The following is a 12,689-nucleotide window of genomic DNA, read 5'->3' as shown; positions in this document are numbered from 1 at the left end:
CTATTTATTTTTTATTTTGTCTTTTTGTTAAATAATTTGTATTTGCTTGATCAACTTCTTTTTGTGCTTTTTCAACATGGTAAATATAAATATACCATGTTCTAACAATTGTAATAATGTTTGTTGTCATCCAATAAAGTGACATTGCTGCAGGCATAATTGCTGCAAAGTAAATGATAAATAATGTCATGAAATTATTCATCATGTTCATTGATTGCATTTGTGATGTTTCTCTATATTTTGGATTTCTTTTTGACATGATTGTATTGATTTTCATCGCAAAATATTGAGTTAAAGCAACAATGGCAAGTAATACAATATAGGCAATCTCGAATTTAAATACGTGATCGATTGGTTTAGCACCTAAGTTAATACCAAACGTATTTGTTTGATATAAGATTTCAATACGTTGAACCGCTTGCCACATTGCAAACATAATTGGTAATGTTAAGAATGTTGTAAATGAAGCCAACATACTGACATCATTTTTCTTATATAAAGCTTGAATTTCTGCAGACATTCTCATTTGAGAAGTTTGATCTTTTCTACCTTTATATTTATTTTGAATTTTTTCCATTTCTGGTTGAATCAATTGCATCTTTTGTTGAGATACTGTCGATTTAATCATAATTGGTAAAATGATAATATTAATTAAAATAGTAATTAATACAACACCTAAAGCGATATTATTTAATAAAACATCTCCTAAATAAATAATACTTTTAGAAATAGGAATAACTAATAAGAAATCAAAAATTCCTGACTTCATAGACCATGGTGTGTTTAAATTAATTGCTCTTTTAGCAATCAGTTTACCACTTGAATCAAGATTTGCTGTACATCCAGTTAAGGCTACAACAAATAAAACTAAACAAATAATTTTAAAATATTTTTTAGTTTTGTTATCTAAGATCATTTGCTGATCTCCTTTCTCTTTACTTTTTTGTACAAATACTCTAATTCTTTTTTATTTTCTATATATGTATTATCTAAGAATCTTTTTCTTACAATTACTATATAGTCAACTTCTTCATCAAAATGAAAACATTCTTGAATCATCATGCGTAACTGTCTTTTGATTTTATTTCTAGTAACAGCATTTCCTAATTTCTTGCTTACAGAAATACCAACGCGTCCGTGGCCCATTTGATTTTCATCTTTATAAATAATAAAACAAGAATTCGCAAAACTCTTTTTTCTAGCAATAATCTTGCTAAAATCTTCATTTCTTTTTACTCTAAATTCTTTTTTCATAAAATTTTAGAAAAAAATCCACCGAAAAAGTGGATTTTACATTAAGCAGTTAATACTTTTCTTCCTCTTTTACGGCGACGTGCGATTACTTTTCTTCCTCCAACAGTTGCCATTCTAGCTCTAAAACCATGAGTTTTTGCTCTTTTTCTTTTATTTGGTTGATATGTTCTTTTCATATTTTACACCTCCAAAATTTTTATCTTTTTATACAAATAACATATGCTCCTATATCTTATAGGAATTATTGTGACAAGTCAATTCTAAATTCTATATTTCTACTCTTAAATTCATGATTTTTAATGATGACAAATAATAAGAATAACAATTTCTAATGATTATTTGCACATTTTTTTGTGAACTTTTTTAATTTAGAAAAATTCTCTTTATTGTGAATAAGTTTCCTTACTTTATTATTCACATCTTATGATATATCGAAATAGATAGAAAATTGTATAAAAATAAGTACTTTTATCAAAAAAAGTACCATCACTAAGCATAACTCTTATTAAATGCACATTATTTGTGAACATTTTTCAATCAAGTACGTACGACAACATGTGAATTTCTTTAAAGCTCATAAAAAAAACTTATTCACATTTTCCTCCAACTCCTTATAAATCCTTGTTTTTCCCCCTAAAATCAAGTGTGCACTTCTAAGTATTTACGTACTTTTGTATCAATATTTATACAATATATTCAAAATAGTCACTAATCTAATGTGAATAAACTCTTTATTTTAGATATTCACATCCTAAAGTGAATATTATTTCATCTTAACCTTTATCTTACATTTCTTCCATTTTTCTAGGAAAAATCGGATTTTTTCTTAAAATTCACATTGTGAATATTCATTTTTTGTTAAATTTTATGTTTTGACAAGTTTTGCACATGCTTATTCACGTGGTGAATCGAGTTATTCATATGGGTGAATTAGTAAAAAATATACTGATATCAGCGTATTTTTTATTGTGAACAGCTATGTGCACATTGTTTTTTATTCTATACAATATGCACTAAGTTCACATTTAATAAAATTCATAGCGAAAAACGAAGTTGTGAATAATGTGAATAAGTACTCTAAATGATTGATATTTCTCACATTTTTTGTGAATAAAATTGTGAAGCTATTGTGCAGACAGTATTTTTCCTTTAAAAGAGTTCACATCTTTTATATAATTGAGTCGAAAGGGAGTTGAAAATTGTGCAAGATTTAAACAAAATCTGGTCATCTTGTGTAGAAACTTTAGAAAAAAATAAAATAGTTGATGATAAGATCATCTTGGACTCACTATTTAAACCTGCAACTCTAGAAGAAATTGAAGATAATCAAGTTATTATCACCACTGAATTAAAATGGAATATTGATGCTATTTTAGAAAAACAAGCAGAAATAGAATCTATTCTTTCTAATTCTTTTTCTAAACCAATAAAAATCAAAGTATTAGAAGTAGAAGAATATAAAAAATCTAAACAAAAAAGGGTTCCTAAAATCGATAGTCATCTTCATCCTGATATGACATTTGCTAATTTTATCGTAGGAAATTCAAACCGTATGGCACAAAATGCTGCTTTACTTGTATCAACTAAACCTGGTATGAACTTTAATCCTTTATTTTTATATAGTCATCCAGGGCTTGGAAAAACACATTTATTAAATGCTATTGGAAATAAAGCAAAAGAAACAAATCCTAATTTATTAGTAAGATATATTACTTCTAAGGATTTTGTAGATGAAATTATTAATTCTATAAAAACAAATACAACAGATGAGATTTATAGTTATTATAGAAATCTTGATATTTTATTAATTGATGATATTCAATTTTTATTTGGAAAAGAAAAAAGTAGTGAGATGTTCTTCCATATATTTAATGAAATCATTAATAACAATCATCAAATTGTTATTACAAGTGATAAAATGCCTGATGAACTTCAAGGAATTGAAGAACGTTTAATTAGTCGTTTTAAATCAGGTCTATCTTTTGGAATAGATCCACCTGAATTTGAAACAGCAAAGGCAATTTTAGAGAAGAAAATAGAAAATCTAGGTAATACAGATTTAATTATTACAGATGATGTTTTAGACTTCATGGTTATGAATTATTGTAATGATATTCGTTCTTTAGAAGGTCAATTAAAACGACTATTCTTCTGTAGTATCATGGAATCAACTAATTACATAGATATGAATTTTGCATCTGAAGTCTTTAAAGATCAAAAAACTATAAAAAAAGCACAAGAACCACTAACAAAAGAATTCATTTTAAAAACAACCGCTGAATTCTATTATTTAACCATTAGTCAAATTATTTCTAAAAATAGAACGAGAAACTTGGTAACACCTCGTGAAATATGTATGTATTTAATGAGGGAACTTTTGGATATTACTTTTAGTGAAATTGGAACAACTTTTTCCAATCGAGACCATTCTACAGTTATGAAAGCTTGTAAAAGAGTAGAAACAAAAATCAAAAAAGATCCAGATTATAAACTCGCTGTAGATAAGCTTAAACAAAAGTTAGGCACAATATAGTGACTAATATCAACAATATGTGCACATTGATATTCATATAAAAAACATTGATAAAATCAACATATTTTATATTTATGCACATTGTTCACATGCTAATAGTAATAATGACTTATTTTTAAATATATAAATAACAGGAGGCAAATATGCATTTTAGAATTAAAAGAATCAAATTATTAAACGCACTTGCTAAAGCAACAAGAGCTGTATCTGTTCGTAGTCCTTTACCTGTTTTAACAGGGATTAAATTTGATTTACAAGCTCATCAACTTATCTTAACAGGAAGTGATAGTGATATCACTATTCAAACAATTATTGATGAAGATGATGACTTAGTAATCCTTAAAGAAGGAGCAGTTGTTTTAAATAGTCGTTATATCTTTGATATTGTAAGAAAGATCAATAGTGATGATATTGAAATTGAAATTATTGATGGTTTACTTACTCGTATTAAAGGAAGTCAAATTGAATACAGCTTAAATGGTACTGATGCTATTGAATATCCACGTATTGATTTAAGTAAAACAGGAACTCATTTTATGATGAATGCTCTTGTATTAAAAAATATTATTGGAGAAACAAAGTTTGCTGCTAGTGATAAAGAAACAAGACCTATTTTAACTGGTATCAATTTTAAAGCGCATGATCATGTTTTAGAAGTTGTTGCTACTGATAGTTATCGTTTATCTAAAAAGATTATTTCTATTGATGAAGATGTGACTTTTAATATTACGATTCCTAAATTAAGTTTAGATGAAATTAGTAAGATTATTGAAAAAGATGAACTTATTGAATTATATGTATCTGAACGTAAAGTATTATTTGTGTTTGATAAAAATATTATTCAAACACGTTTAATTGATGGATCTTATCCTGATACAGCTCGATTGATTCCTTTAGAATTTGATTATGAATTAGATATTAATAGAGCTGATTTATTAAATGCGATTGACCGTGTTTCATTATTATTAAATGAACAAAATAATATTGTGAAATTAGATATGTCTAATGAACAAGTTATTTTATCTTCATATCAACAAGAAATTGGTTCAGTAGAAGAAAATTTAGCTTCTTCTTTCTATAAAGGAGAACCACTTACTATTTCATTTAGTTGTAAATATGCAAGTGATGCTATTAAATCATTTAGTGGTGATAAAATAAAAATATTATTCACTGGAGAAATGAAACCATTCATCGTTAAAGATTTTGATTCTGATGAATTATTACAACTTGTTTTACCAGTTAGAACATATTAAGAAGCGAAAGCTTCTTTTTTTTGTAAATTTTCCTTTTAATTGTTTATTTGGGGAGTAATTTTTATTTTAAGAGCTTTTTTATCAAAAAAGTATTTTTCTATTCATAAATAAAAATAGCGAATATAGCGCAATATTTTGAATTTTTATGATTTTTATGATATACTAACTTAGTACAATTATAGAGAAAAGAAGGTTAAGTATGAAAGAAATACCAATTAAAGATGAATATATTAAATTAGATCAATTTTTAAAATTTGTTAATCTTGTATCTAGTGGGATTGAAGCAAAAATGATTATTAAAGATGGTCAAGTAAAGGTCAATGGTGAAGTGGAACTTAGAAGAGGAAAAAAGCTTCATGATGGTGATCAAGTTGAATTTGAAGGAAATTTTTATTGTATAAATGCGCATCAATAATTTAGAACTGACTGATTTTAGAAATTATAATCATTTTTTTATTGAGTTTGATCAAGGAATTAATATTTTAATTGGTGGGAATGCTCAAGGGAAAACGAATATTATCGAAGCAATCTATTTATTATCTGTCTGTAAATCTTTTAGAACACATATCAATGATCAAATGATTCAATTTGATCATGACTTTGCAAAAGTAAAAGGAAATGTTTTTTCTAATGAAAGAATGCATCAATTAGAACTTATTTTATCTAAGGAATCCAAAAAAGCAAAAGTAGATGGAAAAGATATTTTAAAGATTTCAGATTATGTAGGTTATTTAAATGCGGTTGTCTTTGTACCAGATGATTTATCATTGGTTAAAGGTTCTCCGAGTATTAGAAGAAAGTTTTTAGATTTGGAGTTATCTAAAATCTCACCAATTTATGTTTTTTATCTTACTAAGTATAATCGATTATTAAAGGAAAGAAATCAGTATCTTAAATTATTGAATCAAAGAAGAGGTAAATATGATGAATATCTAGAAACTTTAGATGAGCAATTAGCTGAAGTTCAAATTAAGATTATTGAAAAAAGAAATAATTTTATCGAACGTTTATCTTTAAAAGTAAAAGATATTTATTTAAATATTGCAAATTGTCATGAGATCGTTGAATTGCAGTATGAATGTTTTATTAAAAATGTTAATAAAGAAGATATTTTAAAACTTTATCAAAAAGGATTTGAAAGAGATTCAAGATATTTAAGTACTTATTATGGAATTCATAAGGAAGATATGAAGATCTTTATTGATAATAAGAGTGCACATCAGTTTGCTTCTCAAGGTCAACAAAGAACAATTGTTTTAAGTATGAAAATAGCTTTAATAGAATTAATAAAAGAAGAAATTGGAGAATATCCTATTCTTTTATTAGATGATGTTTTATCAGAATTAGATGATCAAAGAAAAACAAAACTTTTAGATATTTTAAATAATCGTATTCAAACGTTTATTACAACAACATCAATAGATGGAATAGAACATCATGTTATTAAAGAAGCTAAGAAAATTAATATTAATCATAGGGAGGAAAAATGATGGCAGAAGAAAATAAAGTACAACATAGCTATGATGAGTCAGATATCCAAGTATTAGAAGGATTAGAAGCTGTTAGAAAAAGACCGGGTATGTATATTGGTACAACATCATCTAGAGGGTTACATCATTTGGTTTGGGAAATTGTTGATAACTCAATCGATGAAGCTTTAGCAGGGTATGCAAGTCATATTAAAGTGATTTTGAAAGATGACGATGTAGTTGAAGTTATTGATGATGGTCGTGGAATGCCAACTGGAAAACACGCTAAGACAGGTAAATCAACAGTTGAAACAATTTTTACTGTTTTACATGCTGGTGGTAAATTTGGTGGCGGAGGCTACAAAGTTTCCGGTGGATTGCATGGTGTAGGTGCTTCTGTTGTTAATGCCTTATCTTCATGGCTAGAAGTCAATGTTTATCGTGATGGAAAAGAATACTATCAAAGATTTGAAAATGGTGGGACACCAGTTGCACCATTAAAAGAATTAGGACATACTGATAAGCAAGGAACAAAGGTTACTTTTAAAGCAGATGCTGAAATCTTTAAAGAAACAACAACTTATGATTATGAAGTTTTAAGACAAAGAATTAGAGAACTTGCTTTCTTAAATAAGGGATTAAGAATTAGTTTAACTGATTTAAGAGATGGACAAAATCGTGAACATGATTATATGTATGAAGGTGGTATTAAGGAATATGTTGCTTATATCAACAAAAATAAAACACCAATTCATGATGAAATCATTTATGTAGAAGATATGCAAAATGATATTAAGATTGAAGTTTCAATGCAATATAATGATGGTTATCAAGAAAATATTTACTCTTTCTGTAATAATATTAATACACATGAAGGAGGAACACATGAAGAAGGTTTCCGTTTAGCTCTTACAAGGGTTATTAATAACTATGCAAGAAAAGGAAACTTCTTAAAAGAAAAAGATGATGCTTTATCAGGAGAAGATTGTCGTGAAGGTTTAACAGCGATTATTTCTGTTAAACATCCTGATCCTCAATATGAAGGACAAACAAAAACAAAATTAGGAAATGCAGAAGTAAGAAAAATTGCTTCAAATATTATTTCTAAATCATTGGATCAATTTTTATTAGAAAATCCTGATACTGCCAAAATTATTGTTGAAAAAGCAATCGTTGCTTCTCATGCACGTTTAGCTGCGAAAAAAGCACGTGAAATGACAAGAAGAAAAACAGGAATGGAAATTACATCATTGCCTGGGAAATTAGCTGACTGCTCATCAAGAGATGCTAGTGAATGTGAAATCTTCATTGTCGAAGGGGATTCTGCCGGAGGTAGTGCTAAGATGGGTAGAGATCGTCGTATTCAAGCTATCTTACCGCTTCGTGGTAAAATCTTAAATGTTGAAAAAGCGCGATTAGATCGTGTTTTATCAAGTGATACGATTCGTAGCATGATTACTGCTTTTGGTACAGGAATTGGTGAAGATTTTGATATTAATAAATTACGTTATCATAAAATCGTTATTATGACCGACGCCGATGTCGATGGAGGACATATTCGTATTTTAATGTTAACTTTCTTATATCGTTATTTAAAACCTTTAATTGAAGGTGGCTTTGTTTATGCGGCTCAACCTCCACTTTATTTATTAAAACATGGAAAAGAAGAACATTATTTATATAGTGATGAAGAATTAGATGATTTAAGAACAAAGTTAGGTGAAGGTGCAAAATATTCTATCCAAAGATATAAAGGGTTAGGAGAAATGAATGCGGACCAATTATGGGAAACAACAATGGATCCTGAACATCGTATTTTAAATCGTATTGAATTAGATGAAGCAATGGAAGCTGATATGATTTTTGATGTATTAATGGGAGAAAAAGTTGAACCTCGTAGAGAATTTATTCAAGAAAACGCAAAATATGTAACTGATTTAGATATTTAGAAGGAGTAGAAAATGGATAATCAAGAAAAAGGAATTAGAAAAATTCAATTAACATCAGAAATGAAAACTTCTTTCATGAATTATGCCATGTCAGTTATCGTAGCACGTGCATTACCTGATGTAAGAGATGGAATGAAACCAGTTCAAAGACGTATTGTTTATGGTATGAATGAACTTGGTTGTTATAGTGATAAAGCGTATAAGAAATCTGCGCGTATCGTTGGGGAAGTTATGGGGAAATATCACCCTCATGGAGATTCTTCAATTTATGAAGCCTTAGTGAGAATGGCACAAGATTTCTCATATCGTTATATGCTTGTAGATGGTCATGGAAACTTTGGTTCAATTGACGGTGACGGCGCTGCCGCTATGCGTTATACTGAAGCGAGAATGTCTAAAATTTCAATGGAATTAATGAGAGATATCAATAAAGATACGATTGATTTTATTCCAAACTATGATGGTGAAGAAAGAGAACCATCGGTATTACCTTGTCGTATTCCTAACTTATTGGTCAATGGGACAACAGGAATCGCTGTTGGGATGGCTACAAATATGCCACCTCATAATATTGGTGAAGTGATTGATGCCGTTATTGCGGTAAGTAAAAATCCTGATATTACTGTTTTAGAATTAATGGAAAATTATATTCAAGGACCTGATTTTCCAACTGGTGGATATATTTTAGGAAAGAGCGCTATTAAAAAAGCCTATGAAACAGGTAATGGTCTTATTGTTATGCGTGCTAAAACAGAAATTGAAGAACATAAGGGTAGACAAAGAATTGTTGCTTATGAAATTCCTTATCAAGTAAATAAAGCAAGATTAGTCGAAAAGATTGCGCATTTAGCACGTGATAAAGTTGTTGAAGGTATTAGTGATGTTCGTGATGAATCAAACCGTGAAGGAATTCGAATTGTCATTGAATTAAAGAGAGATGTTCAAGCAGAAGTTATTTTAAATCAATTATATAAATTAACTTCTTTACAAACAACATTTGGTGTCAATAATATTGCTTTAGTTAATAATGAACCTAAAACTTTAACACTTAAAGAATTAATTCAATATTATTTACAACATCAAGAAGAAGTTATTCGTCGTAGAACACAATTTGAATTAAATAAAGCAGAAGCAAGAGCACATATTTTAGAAGGTTTAAAGAAAGCCTTAGATCATATCGATGAAATTATTCAATTAATTCGTACAAGTAGAACAACTGAAATCATTCAACAAAGATTAATGGATGAATTTGGAATGTCTGATAAACAAGCTAAAGCTGTAAGAGAAATGCAATTACAACGTTTAGCTGGTTTGGAAAGAGAAAAGATTGAAGAAGAATTAAATAATTTATTAATTACAATTGCTGATTTAAAAGATATTCTTGCTAATGAAGAACGTATCTTAGAAATCATTAGAAATGAATTATTAGAAATGAAAGAAAAATATGGTGATAAACGTCGTACTGAAATTATTCAAGGTACATTTGATATTGAAGATGAAGATTTAATTCCAGTAGAAGATGTTATTATTTCACTTACTAATAATGGTTATGTAAAACGTATGCCAGTAGATACTTATAAATCTCAAAATAGAGGTGGACGTGGTGTCAAAGGTATGGCAACAACACAAGATGATGTCATTAGTTCACTTATTCATATGTCAACACATGATGATTTATTAATCTTTACAAATAAAGGAAAGGTATACCGTTTGAAAGGATATAATATTCCTGAATTTGGTAGAACGGCTAAGGGATTACCAATTGTTAATATTTTAAATCTTGATAAAGATGAAAGTGTTAAATCATTAATTAATATTAATAAGAAAATGATTGAAGAAGATAAACATTGGTATTTATTCTTTGCAACTGAACAAGGAATAGTTAAACGTGTTGATATTTCAGAATTTGAAAACATTAGACAAACAGGTAAGATTGCTATTAAGTTAAAAGAAGATGATTCTTTAGTTGGTGTTAAATTAACTAAAGGGGATGATGAAATCTTAATTGCTGCTAGTAATGGTAAACTTGTAAGATTCTCTGAAGGTCATGTTAGACCAATGGGAAGAAGTGCAAGTGGTGTAAGAGGTATTAATGTTGATGGTTCTAAAGTTATTGGTATGACAACAAACCGAGAAGGACAATTAATTATGGTTGTTACGGAAAAAGGTTATGGTAAGATGTCACCAATTGATGAATATCGTGTTTCTAATCGTGGTGGAAAAGGTGTTAAAACAATTAATGTTACTGAACGTAATGGACAAATTGTAGCAATTAGAGCAGTAGAAGGTAATGAAGATTTATTAATTATTACAGATGATGGTATTGTGATTCGTTTACCTATGGAACAAGTTAAAACAGCAGGACGTGCGACTCAAGGTGTAAGACTTATTAAAGTACATGATAGCAAGGTTTCTTCTGTGGAAGTTGTTGCTAAAAATGAAGAAGAAGTTGTAGAAGAAGGTGAAGAAGAGTCAGAGTAATCTGACTCTTTTAGAAATGAATGGAGAAGAATTAAAAAAATTGTTTAATCGTTTAGATCATTCAAAGTTTAGAAGTTCTTTTCATCTTGCTAAAAAGTATAAAGATTATTGTAATGAAAAAGGCTTAGATGTTATAGAACAACACGCCAGAGATTTTATTTCTAAAAGAATAGCACCGGCTGTGATTTTAAATGATGGAAAGCAAACACCGATGAAAAATCATCCTGTGTTTATTGCTCAACATGCCACGGCTTCATGTTGTCGAGGGTGTTTATATAAGTGGTATCATATTAAGCCACATACACAGTTAAATGACAGTCAACAAGAGATGATTGTTCAAGTGATTATGGCTTGGATTAAAAGAGAATTGCAAAGAAAATAGCCTTGATGTATAATCAAGGCAGTTATTAATAATATAAGGGGAAAGAAAATGATTGATATTAATTTAATTAGAGAAAATCCTACTTTAGTCAAAGAAAATATGAAGAAAAAATTTCAAGATGAAAAAGTTGGATTAGTAGATGAAGCTTATAAATTAGATAAAGATTATCGTGAAGTTGTCACAAGAGCAAGTGAAATTAGAAGTTTAAGAAATAAATATTCTAAAGAAATTGGTGCTTTAATGAGAGAAGGCAAAAGAGATGAAGCTGAAGAAATTAAAGCAAAAGTAACTTCTATGGCAGAAGAATTAAAAGATTTAGAAGTTAAAGAAGAAGAATATGGTAAAGAATTAAAAGAAATCATGATGAAAATACCAAATATCATTCATGATTCAGTACCTATTGGAAAAGATGATTCAGAAAACGTAGAAATTCAAAAATACGGAGATCCGGTTGTACCTGAGTATGAAATTCCATATCATGCTGATATCATTGCTCGTTTTAATGGTTTAGATAAAGAAGCTTCAGGTAGAACAAGTGGAAATGGTTTCTATTATTTAATGGGAGATATCGCTCGTTTATCATCAGCAATGCTTTCATACGCTAGAGATTTCATGATTGATAAAGGATTTACTTATTGTATTCCACCATTCATGATTCGTAGTGATGTTGTTACAGGTGTTATGTCATTTGATGAAATGGATGCTATGATGTATAAAATTGAAGGTGAAGATTTATACTTAATTGGAACTTCTGAACATAGTATGATTGGTAAATTTAAAGATCAAATCGTTAAAGAAGAAGAATTACCAATTACAATGACTTCTTATTCACCATGTTTTAGAAAAGAAGTAGGTGCTCATGGTATTGAAGAACGTGGTATTTATCGTGTTCATCAATTTGAAAAACAAGAAATGGTTGTTTTATGTAAACCAGAAGAAGCTATGGAATGGTATGACAAAATGTGGTCATATACAGTTGAATTATTTAGAAGTTTAGATATTCCAGTAAGAACATTAGAATGTTGTTCTGGAGATTTAGCTGATTTAAAAGTTAAATCATGTGATGTTGAAGCTTGGTCACCAAGACAACAAAAATATTTTGAAGTTGGTTCTTGTTCAACATTAGGAGATGCACAAGCTAGACGTTTAGGTATTCGTGCTAAAGGTGAAAATGGAAATTATTATGTTTCTACTTTAAATAATACAGTTTTAGCTTCAACAAGAGCAGTTATTGCTTTTATTGAAAATAACTATAATGAAGATGGATCTATTAATATTCCAGAAGCGTTACGTCCTTATATGGGTGGTAAAGATATTATTATTCCTAAAAAATAGTCACTTCGGTGACTCTTTTTTATAGAAAGGTAA

At 28.7% G+C, this 12,689-nt stretch carries 11 protein-coding genes; 8 read left to right on the top strand and 3 right to left on the bottom strand.

Annotation, left to right across the window (positions count from 1 at the left end; translation table 11 throughout):
* Positions 1-4: 4 nt before the first annotated feature.
* From LJD34_RS04850 to rpmH, 3 genes are read right to left on the bottom strand one after another with little or no spacing between them, the layout of a single operon-like run.
* Entirely contained in the window at positions 5-916 is a 912-nt protein-coding gene (locus LJD34_RS04850; protein WP_227359311.1) for a YidC/Oxa1 family membrane protein insertase, read from the bottom strand.
* Positions 913-1,254: a ribonuclease P protein component gene (gene rnpA / locus LJD34_RS04845; protein ID WP_032091106.1), complete on the bottom strand. Its 342-nt coding sequence runs from the start codon at positions 1,252-1,254 to the stop codon at positions 913-915. The genes LJD34_RS04850 and rnpA overlap by 4 nt, the downstream gene beginning before the upstream one ends.
* Before the next feature lie 41 nt (positions 1,255-1,295).
* A complete protein-coding gene (gene rpmH, locus LJD34_RS04840) occupies positions 1,296-1,430 on the bottom strand; it encodes a 50S ribosomal protein L34 (protein ID WP_022002045.1) in 135 nt (44 codons plus the stop codon).
* A 1,025-nt stretch (positions 1,431-2,455) separates the two neighbouring features.
* Between rpmH and dnaA the strand changes: the two genes are divergently transcribed.
* The 8 genes from dnaA to serS all read left to right on the top strand — a co-directional run bounded on the left by dnaA (position 2,456) and on the right by serS (position 12,656).
* Positions 2,456-3,787 (top strand): chromosomal replication initiator protein DnaA, encoded by a 1,332-nt coding sequence (dnaA, locus tag LJD34_RS04835; RefSeq protein ID WP_147579814.1) that lies wholly within the window; start codon positions 2,456-2,458, stop codon positions 3,785-3,787.
* A 143-nt stretch (positions 3,788-3,930) separates the two neighbouring features.
* A complete protein-coding gene (gene dnaN / locus LJD34_RS04830; RefSeq protein ID WP_227359310.1) occupies positions 3,931-5,040 on the top strand; it encodes a DNA polymerase III subunit beta in 1,110 nt (369 codons plus the stop codon).
* A gap of 199 nt (positions 5,041-5,239) precedes the next feature.
* Positions 5,240-5,455, top strand: coding sequence for a S4 domain-containing protein YaaA (yaaA, locus tag LJD34_RS04825; RefSeq protein ID WP_022002042.1), 216 nt, complete (start codon positions 5,240-5,242; stop codon positions 5,453-5,455).
* Positions 5,442-6,530 carry a DNA replication/repair protein RecF gene (gene recF, locus LJD34_RS04820; protein ID WP_147579812.1) on the top strand — a complete coding sequence of 363 codons (1,089 nt, stop codon included), beginning with the start codon at positions 5,442-5,444 and terminating at the stop codon, positions 6,528-6,530. Before yaaA ends, recF begins: the two co-directional genes overlap by 14 nt.
* Entirely contained in the window at positions 6,530-8,458 is a 1,929-nt protein-coding gene (gyrB, locus tag LJD34_RS04815) for a DNA topoisomerase (ATP-hydrolyzing) subunit B (protein ID WP_032091110.1), read from the top strand. The genes recF and gyrB overlap by 1 nt, the downstream gene beginning before the upstream one ends.
* A 12-nt stretch (positions 8,459-8,470) precedes the next feature.
* Positions 8,471-10,939, top strand: a complete 2,469-nt coding sequence (gyrA, locus tag LJD34_RS04810) for a DNA gyrase subunit A (RefSeq protein ID WP_227359309.1) — start codon at positions 8,471-8,473, stop codon at positions 10,937-10,939.
* Positions 10,920-11,321 carry a DUF4186 domain-containing protein gene (locus LJD34_RS04805; protein ID WP_227359308.1) on the top strand — a complete coding sequence of 134 codons (402 nt, stop codon included), beginning with the start codon at positions 10,920-10,922 and terminating at the stop codon, positions 11,319-11,321. Before gyrA ends, LJD34_RS04805 begins: the two co-directional genes overlap by 20 nt.
* Positions 11,322-11,369: 48 nt before the next feature.
* The gene (gene serS / locus LJD34_RS04800; RefSeq protein ID WP_022002037.1) at positions 11,370-12,656 is read left to right on the top strand and encodes a serine--tRNA ligase; all 1,287 of its coding nucleotides are present in this window, start codon (positions 11,370-11,372) and stop codon (positions 12,654-12,656) included.
* Positions 12,657-12,689 lie beyond the last annotated feature (33 nt).

This window comes from Faecalibacillus sp. MSK20_93 (genome assembly GCF_020589945.1).
GTDB classification, from domain to species: Bacteria; Bacillota_I; Bacilli_A; order Erysipelotrichales; family Coprobacillaceae; genus Faecalibacillus; species Faecalibacillus intestinalis.
The sequence above is the reverse complement of the archived record's forward strand: the minus strand, read 5'-3'. Positions and strand labels throughout refer to the sequence as shown.

What these genes read in the sequence shown, in the direction of transcription:
- LJD34_RS04850 (WP_227359311.1), bottom strand. Translation starts at nt 916, where the DNA reads ATGATCTTAGATAACAAAACTAAAAAATATTTTAAAATTATTTGTTTA.
- rnpA (WP_032091106.1), bottom strand. Translation starts at nt 1,254, where the DNA reads ATGAAAAAAGAATTTAGAGTAAAAAGAAATGAAGATTTTAGCAAGATT.
- rpmH (WP_022002045.1), bottom strand. Translation starts at nt 1,430, where the DNA reads ATGAAAAGAACATATCAACCAAATAAAAGAAAAAGAGCAAAAACTCAT.
- dnaN (WP_227359310.1), top strand. Translation starts at nt 3,931, where the DNA reads ATGCATTTTAGAATTAAAAGAATCAAATTATTAAACGCACTTGCTAAA.
- yaaA (WP_022002042.1), top strand. Translation starts at nt 5,240, where the DNA reads ATGAAAGAAATACCAATTAAAGATGAATATATTAAATTAGATCAATTT.
- recF (WP_147579812.1), top strand. Translation starts at nt 5,442, where the DNA reads ATGCGCATCAATAATTTAGAACTGACTGATTTTAGAAATTATAATCAT.
- gyrB (WP_032091110.1), top strand. Translation starts at nt 6,530, where the DNA reads ATGGCAGAAGAAAATAAAGTACAACATAGCTATGATGAGTCAGATATC.
- gyrA (WP_227359309.1), top strand. Translation starts at nt 8,471, where the DNA reads ATGGATAATCAAGAAAAAGGAATTAGAAAAATTCAATTAACATCAGAA.
- serS (WP_022002037.1), top strand. Translation starts at nt 11,370, where the DNA reads ATGATTGATATTAATTTAATTAGAGAAAATCCTACTTTAGTCAAAGAA.